The organism is Spirosoma migulaei (assembly GCF_054776855.1).
Window position 1 is genome coordinate 91,166 of the sequence record NZ_BAAHBG010000033.1, and the last position, 18,935, is coordinate 110,100.

Consider the following 18,935-nt stretch of genomic DNA (forward strand, 5'->3'; position numbering starts at 1 on the left):
CAGTAAGTAATACTTCCCCTTCGTGAGTCATGCCCCGCCTGGTCGATTAGGCTCCGTGAAATTCTTCATAATCAGGACTGTAAGACTATATTCGCCTTAGTTAAGTACAGGGTTCTATTTTTAGCCAAGTGCTATAGAACTGGGGAATATCCACTCAACTCACTAATTTTATGTTTCTTTAATTGATTAGTTGCTTATTTACTTGCTCCATAATCAGGGAATAGGGCTAACTATCAGTTTATTTTGTGTCCTGGGTAAGTTTTGGGAGCGTTAAGGTGATAAAAAGTAAAATATGGTATATATATTTTGCTGTAACTCGCTCTTCAAGAGTCCCCTGACTTTTTATTCAACGTTCTAATTAACAGCCTGACATGATTCTAATTGTTGATGACAGACAGGAGAATATTCTTCCTCTAAAGAAGATTCTTGAACTGCATCGATTTTCAGTGGATACTGCCGAATCTGGGGAAGAAGCCTTGAAGAAAATCCTTAAAACGGACTATGCAGTTATCATTCTTGATGTACAAATGCCAGGTATGGATGGCTTTGAAGTAGCCAATGCTATTTCTGGATTCAGCAAAGCCCGCGATACATCCATTATATTCCTATCGGCAGTCAATACCGAAAAAAAATTCATTACCCAGGGCTATACCTCTGGCGGAGTTGATTACCTGACCAAGCCTGTTGATCCGGATATTCTGGTCTTAAAAGTGAAAACACTGCACAGGCTTTACGAGCAGCAACAGGAACTGCGAGCCACGCAGGATTCACTCCGGAAAGAAGTTGACGTTCGAAAGCAGGCGCAGGAAGAATTAGCGGCCCGTTTTCAGGAGTTACAGGCCGTTCTGGCCTCGCTGCCCCAAATGGCCTTCACGGTGGCATCGGATGGCCAGATCGAATATGTGAATCAACATTGGTATCGCTATTCTACCAATTCAAAGTCGTTTCCCGAAACTCACCCGCAGGATGACGTTTGTCATGAGTGGGAAATGGCACTGGAGCAGGGAATGGAGTTTACCCGTGAGGTGCGCCTGAAGGATTTACTGACAGGTGAATACCGCTATCATCTGTTACGTATACTCCCCATCCGGCAGCAGGATGTATTAACACGCTGGATTGGAACCTTTACGGATATCCATCCGCAAAAACTGGCTGCCGAACTGCTGGAACAGCAAGTCGAGTTACGAACCAATGAACTCCTGCTAAAAAACGTAGAACTGGAGCGGGCCAACCATGAATTACAGCAATTCACCTGGGTGGTATCGCACGATTTAAAAGAGCCCCTCCGAAAGATTCAACTGCTCAACGATACGATAAAACAAAAGTACCTCAAAGACAATGAGGAAGCCGTTGCCTACCTCGACCGATCCATCCGATCGTCGGCCCGGATGTCGTCACTGATCAATGATTTACTGGCCTATTCCCGGCTCTCGAATCCCGAGTCGTTCCAACCCACTGACCTGAATGTCTTATTGGACGAACTGCTACTGGATTTTGACGAAGCGATTAGTAGAACAAAGGCTACGATTACGATTGATAAACTGCCCGTTATTGAAACAATGCCGAGCCGGATGCGGCAAATTTTTCAAAATCTGATTAGCAATGCACTCAAATTTTACAAGGATGGTGTACCTCCTGTCATTCAGATTAGTGCCGAGCTAATTGATACGAAAGATGTTGAGGGTAGTCCGTCGTCAGAAGGTGCGTATTGCCGGATTATAGTGCAGGACAATGGGATTGGATTTGACGAAAAGTTTCTGGATCGCATATTCGTAATTTTCCAGCGTCTGCATAATCGAACTACCTACGAAGGTACCGGAATTGGCCTGGCAATTGCTAAAAAGAATGTTGATAAGCACCACGGCCTAATCTGGGCTCAGAGTCGCGTTGATGAAGGTACTCGGTTTATTCTCGTTTTACCCGTACAACAAGCCAGTCAACTGGTTGTTAACGAACCTATTTAAGCTACCCCTGCCACACACTCATGCCCAAATATTCAACGTCGAATTCGGTTATCCGCCAATTACAAATCGTCTTTACGATATCAACCCTTTTATTGTTGATTAGCCTTGTTGCGTCATTTTACAGCATCCAGAAATTGATCAGCAATTCCAAACTGGTTAATCATACCAATCAGGTACTTATTGAAGCGGAGAACATTATCTCGTTCATGAAAGATGCCGAAACGGGCCAGCGCGGTTATTTGGTTACGCTCGATCCCCTCTTTCTGCAACCCTACAACGGCAGTTTTGGAAAAGTACAGGGCAGCTATGACCGACTCAGTCAATTAACCATTGATAATCCAGATCAACAAAAGAACCTCGCCGAGGCAAAAGAACTTTACGACGCCAAATTTGCGCAGATGCAGCGGGTTATTGGTCTGGTCAGGCGAAATAGGGGATTCCTTCGCGATACCATTGAGCGGCATCGAGAAATGCTGAAGGGTAAGCTCGTCATGGATAACCTTCGGATCATTATCAGCAAGATGAAAGCTGAGGAAGAAAACTTACTTAAATCCCGGACAGAACAGCAACAGATTTATATCACCTATACACCCTTCCTGCTTGTCATTGCCGCCATAGTCTCCATGTTGATTACGGCCTTTACGTACTTTCGAATCAAAAAGGACCTGGATGACCGGATTGCCCGGCAGAAGCTGGACGAGGAGAAATACATTGAAACGGCTGGCCGGATTGCCGTCATGGAAGACATCACCCAGGAAATTGCGGGAGGTGACTATTCCGTACGAAGCACAGACGAACGGGACGATGAGCTAGGTCGTATATCGAAGGCGCTGAACCAGATGGCGTCCTCACTCGAGCAGACATTCAAAGACTTAAACGATAAAAACTGGCTACAGGCTGGTTCGGTCGCGCTGAGCGATTCAATCCGGGGTGAGAAAGATTTGAAAAAGTTGGGCACCCAGTTAATCGATACCATCGCCAACTATGTGAACGCACCACTGGGAACGGTTTACCTGGTTGATAGCGACGCGAGTTTTAAGCTGGCCGGTAGTTATGCTACCCGAGAAGTGTCCACCATGGTCAGAACCGGCGAAGGGCTGCTTGGACAGGTGATTGAACGTAAAAAAACAATTATTGTCGAAGATGTACCTCAGGATTATAGCCGGATTTCGTCTTCCCTGGGCGATACACATCCGACCTCTTTAGTAATTGCCCCACTGGTGTATGCCGATACCTGCGTTGGTGCCCTTGAACTGGGTTTCCTGCGCAAACCTGATCCGTTAGCCATCAACTTTATCGAACGTAATCTGGAAGCAATAGCCATTGGGGTTAATGCTGCTCTGGATTATAGTAAGCTGCAAAATTTTCTGGAAGAAACGCAGGCGCAGTCGGAGGAACTACAGGCCCAGCACAATGAACTGGAAAATCTGAATGCAGAGCTGGAGATGCAGGCGCAGAAGCTCCAGGCCTCGGAAGAAGAACTGCGGGTACAGCAGGAGGAACTCCAGCAAACCAATACAGAACTCGAAGAACGAGGCCTTCTGCTGGAAGAGAAAACCAATGAGATCCAGAAAAAGGCCGATGAGCTGGAACTGGCAACCCGGTATAAATCGGAGTTCCTGGCCAACATGTCGCACGAACTTCGGACCCCGCTCAACTCCATTCTGTTATTGAGCCGATTGCTGGCCGAAAATACGGAGGAGAACCTGAACGATGACCAGGTCGAATACGCCAAGGTGATTCAGTCGTCGGGTAACGGGCTGCTTGGTCTCATTGACGAAATTCTCGATCTGTCCAAGATTGAAGCCGGACAGATGAAACTGGATTATCAGCAGGTGGCTATTCCTGAAGTGACCGATGAGTTGCAGTCTCTGTTTGGCCTGCTGGCTAAAGAGAAAGGGTTGGACTTTTCCATTCTCGTTGAGCCTGATGTGCCGAAGATTATTGAAACGGATAAAATGCGGTTGGGGCAGATTCTTAAGAATTTACTGTCAAACGCCATCAAGTTCACATCAACTGGGAGTGTCACCTTAACGATCCAGAAAAACAAAGCACAAAACCGAAGCAGCGAACAAACACTCTGTTTTGTGGTCAAGGATACGGGTATTGGCATACCTGTTCAAAAACAGCCGCTTGTATTCGAAGCGTTCCAGCAGGCGGATGGCTCAACCAAACGTAAATATGGCGGAACAGGCTTAGGCTTATCCATTAGCCGTGAACTGGCTAAACTGTTAGGTGGAGAAATTCAGCTCAAGAGCCAAGTAAACGAGGGAAGCGAATTTACGGTACTCCTGCCCGTATCTGGGGCCGATATAGAAACACCCGCCGAAAAAACGATAAAGCCAGCAACCCTGGAGCTGCCAGTACCCGTTGAAACCAGGATTCCTGATAAATACATCAGCGCCACCATTCCGGCCGACATCCCCGATGATCGAAACACAATTGCGGAAGGAGACAAAACCATCCTGATTATTGAAGACGACTCGAATTTTGCGAAATCGTTGCTGGACTATGCCCGCAAAAAGGGCTATAAAGGCGTTGTATCGGTGCGGGGTGATGAAGGGCTGAAACTGGCCGCTATCTATAAACCAATTGGTATTCTGCTGGATATTCAGTTGCCCATCATGAGTGGATGGGAGGTGATGGACGCCCTGAAAGCGGACCCTCGAACCCGGCCAATTCCCGTGCACATCATGTCGTCGCACAAACTCAAGAATGAAAGCTTGCTGAAAGGGGCCATCGACTTCGTGGATAAGCCAATGGCGTTTGAGCAAATGCAGGATGTATTCAAAAAGCTGGAGTATGTCCTGGATCGGAATCATAAAAAAGTCCTGATCATTGAAGATAACCCCAAGCATGCCAAAGCGTTGGCTTACTTTCTGGAAACGTTCAACATTACGTCGGAACTGAAAAGTAACATTGCGGAGGGGGTTAATGCCCTGAAACGAAAAGAAGTAGATTGCGTGATTCTGGACATGGGTATTCCAGATCATAAAGCCTACGAAACGCTTGAAGAAGCCAAGAAAAACCCCGGACTGGAAAACCTGCCTATCATCATTTTTACGGGCAAAAGTTTGTCGATGGCCGAGGAACTGAAGATCAAAAAATACGCCGACTCGATTATTGTCAAGACGGCTCATTCGTATCAGCGAATGCTCGATGAGGTGTCGCTCTTTTTGCATTTGGTGGAGGAGAACAAACAGCAGAGTAGCAGCAACGGTGGGTCGAAGCAGATGCGGGGACTAAGTCAGGTGCTTACCAATAAAACGGTGCTGGTTGCCGATGATGATGTACGGAATATTTTCTCCCTCTCAAAGGCACTGGAGCAATATAACATGACCGTTGTTGCCGCTTTGGATGGAAAAGAAGCCTTACAAAAGCTAGATGAAAATCCGGCCGTTGATATCGTATTGCTGGATATGATGATGCCTCAGATGGACGGGTACGAAACGGCCCGGAAAATTCGGGAGCATTACAAGTGGAAGCACCTGCCCGTTATTGCCGTTACAGCCAAGGCCATGACCGGCGACCGGGAAAAGTGCATTCAGGCGGGCGCATCCGATTATATTACTAAACCCGTTGATATTGACCAGCTTGTGTCCTTACTGCGCGTCTGGTTGTATGATCGATCGTAACAGTTTGACGTCTGACGTTTGATGTTGACTGCTACCGGAGGAACCTCAGACCTCAAACGACAAACCTCAAACCAAACATTCCAACACTATGCCTAAAAAACGAGTCTTGATAATCGATGATGATTCAAGGAACATTTTTGCGCTGACGGCTACGCTGAAGGCCAAGTCGTTTGAGTGTCTGTCTTGCCTGAACGCTCGGGATGCCCTGGACATACTTAGAACCGATGCGGTAATCGACGCGATCCTGATTGACATGATGATGCCTGATATGGACGGATACGAAGCGATTCCGCGCATCAAAAACCTGGAAAACCGAAAAGACACGCCTATTTTTTCGGTTACAGCACAGGCCATGGTTGGTGATCGGGAAAAGTGTTTGCGGGCCGGAGCAACGGATTACATTGCAAAACCTATTGATGTAGACCGCCTGTTACAACTGCTATCCGGCGTTTAAGGAAATGTATGACCCGCTGGGGCCACATAAAAAATATAGCTCAGTTTAACTTCGCTTAAGTAAGAAATCGACGTTAGATTGTATGAAATCATCTATCAATTAATTAGTTATGATTGATGAAAAAGAGGTTGATCTATTGCTGAATGATTTGCTTGAGGTGCATGGGTACGACTTTACCCATTACGCCAGAGCGTCGTTGAAGCGTCGGATTAACCGGCTCTGGTCCTTAGATAAGTTCCCGAGTTTTGCCGAGATGCGTTACCGGATACGGTCGGATACGGATTACCTGAAGCGATTTATTGAAGAACTGACGGTGAATGTAACGGAGATGTTCCGTGACCCGATCTTCTATAAAACCCTCCGAACAGAGGTGCTCAGTACATTGGCTGCCAAGCCGTTTATCCGAATCTGGCATGCGGGTTGTTCAACGGGAGAGGAGGTGTTTTCCATGGCTATTCTGCTTAAAGAAGCCAATCTGCTGCACAAATCGCTACTGTACGCCACAGACCTCAACTCGGAAGTACTGGAAGCGGCCCGAAAAGGTATTTTTGCGTTGGCACCCATGAAACAGTATTCCGAAAACTATATTCTCTCGGGCGGCAAAAAGGATTTTTCAACCTACTACACGGCGCAATATGGCCACGTTAAATTCAAAGAAGAGCTGGCTGAGAAAATGGTCTTCTCTACCCATAACTTAGTATCAGATCGCTCATTCAATGAGTTTGATCTGATTCTATGCCGTAACGTGCTGATTTATTTCGACAAAGCCTTACAGGAACGCGTCTTAACGCTGTTCAACGAAAGTCTGGGGCCTCTTAGCTACCTGGCACTCGGCGCTAAAGAAACCCTGAAGTTTTCCAGCATACAGCCTAAATTCAAGCAAGTTGAGAACGAAAAGATATGGCGGAAAGTAAACTAATGTCGACCTGTAACGTGGTGCTCATTGGTGGGTCTACGGGTAGTATCGACGTTTTGCTGAAACTGCTACCGGCCCTAAAGCCCAGTTTGTCGTTTGCCCTGATTATTATTCTTCACCGAAAAAATACCGCTGATTCTACATTGGCGAATCTCTTTTCGCTTAAAACCAGCCTTCCGCTTAAAGAGGTAGATGATAAAGATGTTATTGAGCCGGGCGCAATTTACCTGGCCCCCGCCGACTACCATTTACTGATCGAACAGGATGGCACCTTCTCCCTGGACGACTCTGAAAAGGTGAACTATAGTCGCCCTTCAATTGACGTCACGTTTGAGTCGGCTGCCGATGTTTATGGCCCTTCTCTGGTGGGCATCTTATTATCAGGTGCTAATGCCGACGGCACCAACGGGCTGAATGCTATTAAACGAGCAGGGGGTATGAGTGTGGTTCAACAACCCGAAACGGCCCAGGTGGCCTTCATGCCGCAACAGGCCATCCTGAGTGCTCCTGTTGATTATGTGCTTGACATTGAGGGACTCATTTCATTTGTCAACGCGCTGAATCAGGTACCACACCAGTGATCTTCTCAGTAGAACCTAAATTCGAGGCAGATAACCTTTCAGTTAATCAGCAGTTATGTGAGTTCAACGATATGACTGCTGCATATGACTGTTTCAATTCAAACAAAGGCTATTCTGTGGGGATTAGCGGGTATGGGTGCCTGGGTGGCACTCAAGGCTGGTTTGGCTCAGAGACGCAAACTGGATTTCCAGCGTAAAACCGTACTTATTACGGGCGGTTCACGCGGACTGGGACTTGAACTGGCCCGGTTGCTGGCGAAAGAAGGCGCAAACCTTGCCCTGTGTGCCCGTGACCAGGACGAACTCAACAAAGCCCGGACGGAATTGCTTAGCTACGGTGTAGCTGTTTATACGCAAACCTGCAACCTTACCGATAAGACCCAACTTGAGGACTTTGTCGAAAACGCTCGGCAAGCACTTGGCCCGGTTGATGTGCTGATCAACAATGCCGGAATTATTCTGGTATCGCCCTATGAAAATACGACCGAGGCTGATTTTCGGGAGTCGATGGATACGAACTTCTGGGCAGCTTACCACATGATCAATGCAGTACTACCTCAGATGCGGCTACGCAAACAAGGTCGTATTGTCAATATTGCTTCATTGGGAGGCAAAATAGCGGTACCGCACCTATTGACGTACTCAACCAGCAAGTTCGCACTGGTGGGTTACTCTGAGGGGCTCCGTACCGAAGTGCAAAAAGACGGCGTGTATGTAACGACCATCTGCCCAGGCCTGATGCGAACGGGTAGCCCGCGAAATGCCCTCTTCAAAGGCCAGAACGAGAAAGAATATGCCGCGTTTAAAATCAGTGACTCAATACCGTTACTAACAATAAACTCAACCGAAGCGGCCCGTGAAATTATTGATGCCTGCCGGTATGGAGAAGCCGAACGAGTTATTACACTTCCTGCTAAAGTGGGGATATCCGTTCAGGGGGTTGCGCCGAATCTGGTCGCGGAAGTAATGACGCTAGTGGCCCGAATGTTACCTGGTCCTGGTGGCATAGGTGAACAACGTGCCCTGGGAAAAAACAGTGAAACTGCTTTGTCAGAATCGGTACTGACGACCCTCACTGACCAGGCCGCTCAGCAAAACAATGAAATTCGACGTTGAGCTCCGACCGGATTTTAAACAAGATTACTTAGTTCGTGTTAAGTATATATCGTGCTTCGGTCATTCTGATGGTCGTACGAATAAATCACTCACTAACGGGCTTGCCCAAAAATGTTATGAAAAAAGTACTTGTTGTTGTTGCAGCGCTTGCGTTCTCGTTGAGCATGGCTCAGGCCCAGGATAGTAAACTGAAGAAAAAAGCGGATGTTGTGGAAGCGAAAGCGGAAGTAGCAGGCGATAAGGCCGCTCTGAAAGCTAACAAAGCCGCACGGGAAACCGCTAAAATGACGGGCGATAAAGCCGCACTCAAAGAACATCGGAAGGAGCGTGTGAAAATGGAAGGCGAATTAGTAAAAGACCGCGCTAAGAAAGACGTTAAGGTTGTAAAAGAAAAGCTGTAGGCCTGACTTACCGTACTGCATAAACAAAACGCCCGACTTTTAAGCCGGGCGTTTTGTTGTAATGCCGACCGGGACGGTCGGGTGTGTGTATATGAGTGTTTCTCGCCCGACCGGGACGGTCGGCACTACAATCTACGCGTCCTCAATAGCTACATCGTGCTTCTTGGCAGCTTTTTTGATGCGCTCTTTAATGGTAGTCACTTCATCAGAATCATATTTAGCTGCGTTGTCCTTATGGTTAATCGGGGCCGCCCGCGCGGTAGCTCCACGCAGCCCGAACGTGCTCGGGTGTATCGATCGGGTATTTTTTGTTGGTTCGATCGGCGAATTCAACGTCGCCGTACTTGTGTTCTCCTTCGGTTGGTGTGACTGGTCCGCCGTTGCGGTCATCGCGCCGATCAATTTTAGGGTCATTTGCCATGGTCGTTGAGTTGTTTGAGTAGATTTAATCAACGATAATCAGGAATTGAATGTTTACAAATTAATGGACAATGAATAATGGCTAATGAATAATGTTAACATGCTATTAATCAGGACGTTTACCCATCCTGCGTTGTCCATTGTTCATTCTACATTATCCATTTACTTAGCCCTATGTCAGCACTTTTTTCTCCGTTATCCATCCGGAGCATTCAGCTTAAAAATCGTATTGTTGTCTCGCCTATGTGCCAGTATTCCAGCGAGGATGGTTTCTCCAACGACTGGCATCTTGTGCATCTCGGTAGCCGGGCGGTTGGGGGCGCAGGCCTTATTTTTACCGAAGCAACCGCCATTTCTCCCGAAGGTCGAATATCTCCCGATGACTTAGGCATTTGGAAAGAGGATCACATCGACGGTTTGAAACGCATTACCAAATTTATCAAACAGAACGGTGCCGTGGCGGGTATTCAGCTAGCCCACGCTGGTCGTAAAGCAAGCCACCGTCGACCCTGGGAAGGTGGCAACATGATCTCCCCAACCGAAGAGCGGGGCTGGCAAACCGTAGCCCCCAGCACTATTCCGTTTCAGGGAACCGAACATGCCCCACTGGCCTTGACAATCGAAGGCCTTGACAAGGTGCTGGCGGATTTTCAGACGGCGGCTCAACGGGCACTTACCGCAGGTTTTCAGGTTGCCGAAATCCATGCCGCCCACGGCTATTTACTCCATCAGTTCCTGTCGCCCTTGAGTAACCATCGAACGGACGAGTATGGAGGTTCTTTCGATAATCGGATTCGGCTGTTACTGGAGGTGATCGAGCGCGTCCAAACCGTATGGCCACACGAACTACCACTTTTTGTGCGAATCTCGGCTACCGACTGGACCGAGGGCGGCTGGACAATCGACGACTCAGTTCAGTTGGCGGGTATTCTTAAAACGAAAGGGGTTGATGTTGTGGATTGTTCAACAGGGGGTAATGTGGCAACGGCTAAAATTCCGGTCAAACCCGGCTATCAGGTTCCGTTTTCAGAGCGTATTAAACAGGAAACGGGTATCATGACAGCTGCGGTGGGGTTGATTACATCGCCCAAACAGGCCGATACAATTCTGGCCTCGGGCCAGGCTGATCTGGTACTGCTGGCCCGCGAGTTTTTGCGAGACCCGTATTTCCCACTTCATGCCGCTCAGGCAATGGACAATGCCATCAGCTGGCCAGTCCAGTACGAACGAGCCCGGCCCCGATGAATAATTGCGGTAGAACTAAACATTTTAGCGCTAGAAACAGTAATCTTGCCAGCAGGAAGTAAAGAACCATTTTTATAATCACCATTTATTAACCAGGAAAATTTATGCGTTGGTTAGGAGGACGAGAAAGCGATAATGTAGATGACCGCCGGGGAAGCGGTGGGGGAGGACTACTCGTTGGCGGTGGAATTGGCTCCGTCGTGATAGCCATTATTGTTATGTTGCTGGGTGGCAATCCGTCAGATATTCTGAACCAGAGTTCACCTGATCAGGCAACTTCACAAGCCCCGTCTGGCCCACAGGCCGACGATGATGCAGCTCACTTTACGAAAAAAGTGCTGGCCAGTACGGAAGATGTCTGGACGAAATTATTTTCAGAACAGGGTGCCCAGTATCGGAAACCAGTTTTGGTGATGTTTCGGGGAGCAACGTCGTCGGGTTGCGGAACGGCGCAGCAGGCAATGGGTCCGTTCTACTGCCCTGAAGATCAGAAGGTATATATTGATTTGTCGTTCTATGATGAACTCGCTCAGCGTTTCCAGGCTCCCGGCGACTTTGCCATGGCCTATGTAGTGGCGCACGAAATTGGGCACCATGTGCAGAAGCAACTGGGTATTATGGACAAAACAGACCAGTTGCGCCAGCGATTGAGCGAACGTGACTACAATAAAGTATCGGTTCGCCTGGAGCTACAGGCCGATTTTTTTGCGGGCGTATGGGCGCATCATGCCCAGGGACAAAGTATTGCGCTTGACGAAAATGACGTCGAGGCTGCTCTGACGGCGGCCAATGCCATTGGCGACGATAAGATTCAGGAGCAGACCCAGGGGCGCGTTGTACCCGATGCGTTTACACATGGCAGTTCTGCCCAACGCGTGTACTGGTTCAAGAAAGGACTCAAAACAGGTGATATCAACCAGGGCGATACCTTCAACAGCCGTGAAGACGCAAACTTGCAGTAGGGTTGCTTCCCAGCCCAAAGACCGGAGCCAGCCAGCTCCGGTTTTTTTGTGCGTTGACACAGTTACAATAGCTGTACTTATGAATGGATATTGAGTTAACGGTAGTAGTTGAATGAGTCTTTGTCCTGATAGTGAACGTATTACTACGTGATTTGAGGTTGTTTTTTAGTGGGTTGATAAAATGGTTTAGACATTCGCCTAGTCAAGAGAATGTTAAACTACTAATCAACTCGCACCATGAAACGTTTACATGTATTTGCCGTTGCTTCTGTTTTGTTTTTTGCTGCATTTAGTTTTCAACGCTGTCAGCCCAAAGCGGGTGATCCTGGTCCTAAAGGTGATACGGGGGCAACCGGAGCACCAGGAGCCCCAGGTGCTGCCGGGCCGGCTGGTCCAACGGGGGCTACAGGTGCTACCGGAGCTACCGGAACCGCTAATGTGCAGTACTCGCCCTGGATTAGTACTACGTTTACGGGAAGCGGGAGTAGCTATACTGGTAACATAACAGCTACGCCCATTACTCAGGAAGTACTGGACAAAGCCGATATCCGGGTGTACTGGAGTGAAGGTGGGCGAGTTCTCAGCCTACCCTATGCCGAGACCATTGGCAGTACTACATACACAGTTCACCAACGTATTTATGTAGGACGCGTTGAACTGAAAGCTTCCTATGCACTGGGTACGCAGCAATTCCGATATGTGATTATACCCGGTGCTGTGGCTGTGGGCGGGCGTAAAGCAGCCATTGACTACAGCGATTATACTGCCGTTAAAAAAGCCTTCAATATTCCTGATTAATCAGGTTTCCAGATACCATTTCCTAACCCATAAAAAGAAGGTTGGAAAAGAGCTCTTTTCCAACCTTCGCTAACGTGACATCGACTGGTTTCTACTTTGCTGAGATTACCGTGACGGTTATGGGTGGACACTGGCAGATCACCGCCTGAGGAGCCACAATGGAAAAGTCGGTATTTGAAATGTCGAAGAAAATGTTGTTGCTGCTCTGCACTTTGATGCGGGCAGCACTGGTCAGAACCGCCGGAAGCGTAATGGTTTCACTGCCATCATTGGGCGTGTTGGCAACCAGCGTGGTCGGAAAGGTTAACCCACCATCGGTCGACAATAAAATAGCTACGCTCGTACAACTAACCGGGGCCGCTGTTGTATTGGCTACATCCCAGGTGATCGTCCTTGTTGAATTGCCGGGGTAAGATCCCGCTAAATTGGTCGTTTCTAAAAACGGCCCAGAATTGTCGGCAATCGTTACCGTTACGTCACCATACGTAACACCACCGGCATTGTCGCGTACCGTGAGTCGGTGAGTTGTGGTAATACCTACCGATGGAAGTTTATCTCCTTTTGCCGAATTCGTGCCATCTAAGATGCTGGTTAAGCGAGGGAATGAGCGAGTTCCGGAAGCTACCGGCTCATAGCTCCTGAAAAAAGGAGGCTGAGCCGTATTGGCTAGTGTTGTTACATCAGGATTAATCAGGCCCGTATTGGTTCCTTCCCAGGAGTAACTCAGCACATTGCCCGCATCCGAATCGGTAGCCGTACCGGTCAAGGCGAATGGGGTGGATTTGGGAATGGTTGTATTGGCAGGAAGTAACGAAATGACCGGAATCGAGTTATTCGTTGCTGTAGCGGTGAAACAGGTTAATGTACTGATGTACGCCTGGGCCTGATCGTAATTGATCGTATGGAAATTCAAAAATGGTTGATACGTAGCTTCATAATCATCATTTCCGGTGGCATCACTACAGGTAAATCCATAACTCATGATGGTTGTGCCAGAACCAGGCTCAACGGACGTTTCGGGCGTACGAGTTGTGCAAACAGGTACATTGCTATTGTAGCTGTGGCTCATGCCAAACTGATGCCCCATTTCATGTGCGATTAACTGATCGTCAAAAACGGGGGCGTACGAACCGTCGCCTACGCCGGATACGCCTTGCCCTTTGTATGGGTCGTCGCATACCGATGGACTGCTGGCAATACCTCCGCCAGATCCACCTGTATACCCCAACACATGACCTACATCATAATTGGCGTTTCCAATCACGGCGTTCAGATTGGCTTGGTTTTCATCCAGCATTGTAATCTGATCATCATTCGAGTAGGGGTCAGTGGCAGTGTTGGCATACACCAGGTTTACATCACTAACCAGGGTAAAGGCAACACTCAGCTCTGTCCTATAGATGGCATTGATCCGGTTAACATAACCAACCAAACCGGCAAATGCGAGATTGACATTTCCCCCCGAAACCCCGTTTCCGCCATAAGCAACCTGATTCGTAAACTCAGCATCGGCAGCTACGGCTAACCGGAACGTGCGAAGCATATCGCCCGAACCAGCCGCACTTTTTCGGGCTCCTTTGGTATCTTTATCCGGGAATTTCAGGCGATTTTTTGCGTCTGGGCTTCCACATTTACTGGATTGCCCAAACGTTTTTGTCAATGGTTGTTTTTCGGCATCACTGGCGAAATAAACCCGGTATAAAGGATCCGATTTGTCTTTCGATACTTTATCGTAATAAACTGCATCGTGGTTTGGGCCTAACATTATAGCATTAAAGCCTAAGGCTGTGAAGCTTATTCGAATAATATAGCTTGAGTTGGTTTTACCCTTACCTGTATACGTTTTGATCTCGGGATGTTTGGCAGCTACTGTTTCGGAAAGTATTGGCGACTCCTGCATCGCAAATGTTTCCAGCATACCGTTTGGTAACGGGACCTCCAGGGGTAGTGGCGTGCCATTATTTCTGAATTCAAGGGGTGCTTTGGCTAAATAGCTTCGTAATTGATCTTCTTTGAGTAAATAAAACGATAGCTTTTTTATGTTTCTGGTCATGGAAACATCCATTTTCATCCGACCTGTTGGGGCTGATGTAAAATAGGTTTGCTGGGCTTTGACAATGAAAGTCCCCATGACGAACATGATAGAAAAGGCAATCTTGCTTAGGTAAAACCTTGGCTGCATGTAGGAGTTGGTTAAGTAAAGTCGATGTCACAGATGCTTGTTTATAACACGAATCAGTAGGCCCATAGATCAGTAACTCATAGTGCCAAATGTGATCGTATGACTCTTTTTAGTATAGCCAATTGAGCACGCGATACCTTAACTGATTAGTGAGGTATTCAGGAAAGTATGGACAAAGGCCTCAATAGCCTGGTTTGTTCAACTTCTCTGTCCAGTGATTATAAATAAGTAACCTAGTGAATGGCAATTTTAAAGCCAAGTATATACTCACCGGTCAAATTCGGGTAACTACTGGTAATCTACTGACTGTTTTGGGAGATGATGAAACGAATCCGGGGAAAAATCGCTCCTATAAATGATTGAGAACTCCTTGGTTGATGCAGGTATACAAGATTCATGCCATGCGCAAATTGGCCACTATGGAGGGTTAATCACGTTATTCTGGAGGCTCTCAACCGAGTGACGGATTGCTCAGGAATTCGATGTCCAAGCCTACGCGAGTTTGGCGGATGACTAACTAAAATACCCGGCAATGGACTGGTATTTTCCATTGCCGGGTATATAAAAGTCGTCTGTACGTACTTACTTCTTCCACTCCGCCAAAAACTCCTCGAATGCCTGCTCGAGTGCCTGTAATGCTTCGGCCAACCCACTGGTATCGTTGAGTTTCAATTTACCTTCGGCGGTACGCGCAATATCAGCTACGCGGGATACTCCGATGGTACCAGCACTGCCTTTCAAGGTATGCAGATGGCTCTTAACGGTTGGAATATCACCCAACGAGTAAGCCGATAGTGAGCCATTGACCAGGTCACTGGCTTCTGTCACGAACTCTTCCATGATGCTGTCTACCAGATCCTGTCCGCCTATGTCGCGAAGTTGCCCAACAATCTCTTCGTCAATAATGGGCAAAGCGGGTTCGGCAACCTTCATGATGGGTTTGGCTACGGGTGCCACCGGAAGCTCAGGAGCATGTTTGGCACGGTTTGCATCCGTCAGCTCTTTGACCTTGGCAACCAGACTCTGCGCACGGATTGGCTTGGCAATATAGTCGTCCAGACCCTGACTGATGAAGCGTTCCCGATCTTCCTTCATCGAATAGGCCGTCATGGCTACAATGGTCGGTAGGCGTTTGCCAAACTGTTCGCGCAGTCGGCGAGTGGCTTCAACACCGTCCATATCCGGCATCTGTATGTCCATAAAAATGACATCAAACCCCGCGTATTCGCCGGTAGTAGCGCCTGCTTCTCTGGATTCTACTTCCCGAATAGCGGCCGGGCCACTGTCGGCGGTAGTGACAATGCAGCCTGACTTTCGAAGGATTTCGCTCGCTACTTTGCGGTTCACCGCATTATCATCGACCAATAATACATTCGGATGGTAGGTGCTGAAGAAGTTGGCCAGGGCAATCTCGGCCACTTCGGTCGCCTGTTGCGTTGGGCTTATGGCGGTTTCTTTCAGTTCAATCGTGAACCAGAAGGTGCTACCCATGCCAACCGTTGATTCCACGCCCACTTCACCTTTCATCAGGTGAGCCAGTTCTTTCGAAATGGCCAGCCCAAGTCCCGTACCACCGAATGATTTCCGGGAGGACGTATCTACCTGACTGAACGAGTTGAACAGCAGGTTAATATTCTGGGGAGAAATACCGATCCCTGAATCCTTGACCGCCACCCGAATCCGGTTGAATTTACCCCGCTTGCTAATCAGCGAAGCCTCAACCCGGATGGAACCGTGCTCAGTGAATTTGATGGCATTGCTGGTTAGATTCGACAGAATTTGCAGTAACCGGGTCTGGTCGGCAATGACAAACGTGGGCAGGTCTGGCCCAAGATGATACGTTAGATCATTGTTTTTAGAATTGGCCTGCTGACCAAAGAGCGCAATCAGTTTCTCAAAAATCTCCTTAAACGCTACCGGCGACTCGTGAAGAACCATCTTCCCGGCCTCAATTTTGGAGAGGTCCAGAATGTCGTTCAAAATGTTCAGCAGCGTTTCCGACGAGCGTTTAACGGTTCTTACATAGCTGCGCTGTTCCTCGTCCAACTGCGTATCGTTCAGCAGATCAATCATGCCGATAACCCCGTTCATGGGCGTTCGGATTTCGTGACTCATGTTGGCCAGAAACTGCTCTTTTACTTTCAATGACCGTTCGGCTTCGTCTTTTGCTTTTACCAACTCGGCCGATTGTTTTTTCAGCTCGGTGATATCGCGGGCTAGTACAGCTACTACCGAGTTACTGCCCGGTTCATCGTTCAACATCAGCATGTTAAACATGTACTGGCGTTCGCTGCCATCTTTCCGACGCATACTCGCTTCGAAATTACGTAGGCTCCGATTTCGGCCCAGTTTGAACATGGCATGCCGAATCGCATTTTCGTCGATAAAGAACTTGGTTATCTCCTGGCCCAGCACTTCGTCCGGCGTGTACCCCATTCGTTTAAAGATGGATGGGCTTATCATCGTAACGCGCCCTTTTCGATCTACCCGGGCATAAATGTCCTGTAGATTTTCGAAGATACCCCGGAATTTTTCTTCACTCTGCCGGGTGGCAATTTCAGCCCGTCGGCGGTTGGTGATGTTCCGGGCAATCCCCGATACTTCGTCAATAACACCACCCGCCAGTAAAATTGGGTTGAGGTGAAACTCATAATACGTTTCACCGCTTTGGGTCATAAAATGGAGTTCAAAATTCTGAGCATGCCCCCGGAAAGCTTTCCGGTAATGTTCTTCGAGCCGTTGTCGATTGTCATCACCAATCATGCGCCAGCCAAGTTCGGGCGCGCTGGCCTTGATGGCTGGTGTTTCATGGACTTGATATTCAATCAGACGGGCGTAGTTTTTGTTGAACGAGGTGAGTTGCAGCGCTTTATTCACCGACCAGATCAAATACGTACTACTGTCGAAAATGGCGTTCAGCCGGGCGTTCTGCTTATCCAGGCGTGCCTCCGACTGCTTTCGGGCAATGGCCAGCGCCACCTGTCCCGAAATAAACTCCAGCAACTCCAGATCGCGGGGTCCATAGGTCTGCGCATCGTCGTACGATTTTACGCCGATGATCCCCGTAATCTCGTCGCCAATTCGAAGGGGGGCCGTTAGCATTACCTGCGGCTGGCGTTGCCCATACAGATCAATGTTATGATGCTCTTCCAGTTGACGAATGTCCCGCTCGTACAGAAATAAAGGCTTGTTGGCCAGAATGGTGTATTCAATAATGCCATTCCCTAATTTCCGTTTAGTAAATCGCATATTACTCCCGAAGTACTCATCAACATAGTACGGGAAGGATAAAAACGTTTTGGTGGAGTCATAGAGCGCAATGAAGAAATTACGTGCGTCGATAATGTTGCCTAGTTCTTCATGAATTTTATGATATAGTTCGCCAAGGTTGGGCGTATTAATTGTCCAGTTGGCAATACTGTAATAGAGCTTTTGCGATTTTTCGGCCCGGATTTTGCCTGTTGTATCGTGCAGAATACAGCGGAAGGCCGTAGGACGACCGTTATCGAACCGGCAGTTGACGCTGCCGGATAGAAACAGGGTTTTGCCGGTTTTACTCCGAAAAACGGTTTCAACATAAGGGAGTTTATCGCCTTCCTGAATGCGTCTGAGCAGACCGAGTGTGCTGGTGGCATAATCGGGGTGAAGAACATCCCGCAGGTTCAGTGCCGAAATCTCTTCGGAGCTATATCCAAGCGCTTCGCGCCAGGCACGGTTCACGAAGATAAATTTGCCATCGAGCGTTAGTAACTGAATCAGATCGGACGTGTTATCGACCAAATCCTGAAGCTGCGCGTTGGTATTGGATAGGGCAGAAGCAACCCGACGTTTGTTTGTTACGTCTTCGCCAATAACGGTAAACGACGACACATGGCCATCATCGCCATTGATAATAACAGAGTTGAGTTGCACATTGCGCAAAGCACCCGAGCGGGCAAGGAGGGTAATTTCTTTTTGTTCGGGAAATCCTCCTTTCACTAAAGCGTCTTCGAATTCGATTTCGAGTCGGGCACGGTCGGTAGGAGGAATGAAGATTTCGAAAAAGTTTTTGCCGATAATATCCTCGGGTTGCCAGGCTGTAACGCGGTACGTATACGGATTGGCATAGCTAAGGGTTCCGTCGCGCTCAATAGTGAGACCAACTAAATTGAGTTGGTCAACGGTTTGGCGAACGTTGAATATAGGCTGAGCGTCAGACAAGGTGAGTCCGTCGCGTTCGTGGTGTAGTCGTTGAATTTCGGCCACTAATTCATCTTTGGTT

14 protein-coding genes are annotated in these 18,935 nt (G+C 48.2%); 10 read left to right on the forward strand and 4 right to left on the reverse strand.

Translation table 11 applies throughout. From position 1 onward, the window contains the following. The first annotated feature begins 371 nt into the window (after positions 1–371). From ACYVGO_RS30170 to ACYVGO_RS30200, 7 genes are all read left to right on the forward strand, one after another. Complete coding sequence (locus tag ACYVGO_RS30170; RefSeq protein WP_460972498.1) at positions 372–1,964, forward strand: hybrid sensor histidine kinase/response regulator; 1,593 nt, start codon at positions 372–374, stop codon at positions 1,962–1,964. 20 nt (positions 1,965–1,984) lie between these two features. Then, a complete protein-coding gene (locus ACYVGO_RS30175; protein ID WP_460972499.1) occupies positions 1,985–5,599 on the forward strand; it encodes a response regulator in 3,615 nt (1,204 codons plus the stop codon). Between the two features lie 88 nt (positions 5,600–5,687). Then, a complete protein-coding gene (locus ACYVGO_RS30180; protein ID WP_460972500.1) occupies positions 5,688–6,053 on the forward strand; it encodes a response regulator in 366 nt (121 codons plus the stop codon). 109 nt (positions 6,054–6,162) lie between these two features. After that, entirely contained in the window at positions 6,163–6,972 is an 810-nt protein-coding gene (locus ACYVGO_RS30185) for a CheR family methyltransferase (RefSeq protein WP_460972501.1), read from the forward strand. Further along, complete coding sequence (locus ACYVGO_RS30190) at positions 6,954–7,550, forward strand: chemotaxis protein CheB (protein ID WP_460972502.1); 597 nt, start codon at positions 6,954–6,956, stop codon at positions 7,548–7,550. The genes ACYVGO_RS30185 and ACYVGO_RS30190 overlap by 19 nt, the downstream gene beginning before the upstream one ends. An 84-nt stretch (positions 7,551–7,634) precedes the next feature. Further along, positions 7,635–8,666 (forward strand): SDR family NAD(P)-dependent oxidoreductase, encoded by a 1,032-nt coding sequence (locus tag ACYVGO_RS30195; protein WP_460972503.1) that lies wholly within the window; start codon positions 7,635–7,637, stop codon positions 8,664–8,666. A 116-nt stretch (positions 8,667–8,782) separates the two neighbouring features. Further along, complete coding sequence (locus ACYVGO_RS30200; RefSeq protein WP_142774750.1) at positions 8,783–9,067, forward strand: hypothetical protein; 285 nt, start codon at positions 8,783–8,785, stop codon at positions 9,065–9,067. A gap of 132 nt (positions 9,068–9,199) precedes the next feature. Here the strand turns inward: ACYVGO_RS30200 and ACYVGO_RS30205 are convergent, their stop codons facing one another. Beyond that, positions 9,200–9,268: a hypothetical protein gene (locus tag ACYVGO_RS30205; RefSeq protein WP_371732054.1), complete on the reverse strand. Its 69-nt coding sequence runs from the start codon at positions 9,266–9,268 to the stop codon at positions 9,200–9,202. Positions 9,269–9,305: 37 nt separating this feature from the next. After that, positions 9,306–9,488 carry a DUF6582 domain-containing protein gene (locus ACYVGO_RS30210; protein ID WP_246859240.1) on the reverse strand — a complete coding sequence of 61 codons (183 nt, stop codon included), beginning with the start codon at positions 9,486–9,488 and terminating at the stop codon, positions 9,306–9,308. A gap of 173 nt (positions 9,489–9,661) precedes the next feature. On the opposite strand from ACYVGO_RS30210, the gene namA reads away from it, so the two are divergent. The 3 genes from namA to ACYVGO_RS30225 all read left to right on the forward strand — a co-directional run bounded on the left by namA (position 9,662) and on the right by ACYVGO_RS30225 (position 12,492). Further along, positions 9,662–10,732 (forward strand): NADPH dehydrogenase NamA, encoded by a 1,071-nt coding sequence (namA, locus tag ACYVGO_RS30215; protein ID WP_460972504.1) that lies wholly within the window; start codon positions 9,662–9,664, stop codon positions 10,730–10,732. Between the two features lie 104 nt (positions 10,733–10,836). Next, positions 10,837–11,694 carry a KPN_02809 family neutral zinc metallopeptidase gene (gene ypfJ, locus ACYVGO_RS30220; protein WP_142774748.1) on the forward strand — a complete coding sequence of 286 codons (858 nt, stop codon included), beginning with the start codon at positions 10,837–10,839 and terminating at the stop codon, positions 11,692–11,694. A gap of 237 nt (positions 11,695–11,931) precedes the next feature. Continuing rightward, on the forward strand, positions 11,932–12,492 hold the full coding sequence (locus ACYVGO_RS30225; RefSeq protein ID WP_460972505.1) for a collagen-like protein: 561 nt from the start codon (positions 11,932–11,934) through the stop codon (positions 12,490–12,492). A gap of 91 nt (positions 12,493–12,583) precedes the next feature. On the opposite strand, the gene ACYVGO_RS30230 is transcribed toward ACYVGO_RS30225, so the two are convergent. Both ACYVGO_RS30230 and ACYVGO_RS30235 read right to left on the reverse strand, forming a co-directional pair. Beyond that, complete coding sequence (locus ACYVGO_RS30230) at positions 12,584–14,674, reverse strand: reprolysin-like metallopeptidase (RefSeq protein WP_460972506.1); 2,091 nt, start codon at positions 14,672–14,674, stop codon at positions 12,584–12,586. Between the two features lie 582 nt (positions 14,675–15,256). After that, positions 15,257–18,935 (reverse strand): PAS domain S-box protein (locus ACYVGO_RS30235; RefSeq protein WP_460972507.1); only part of this gene is annotated, 3,679 nt, incomplete at its 5' end.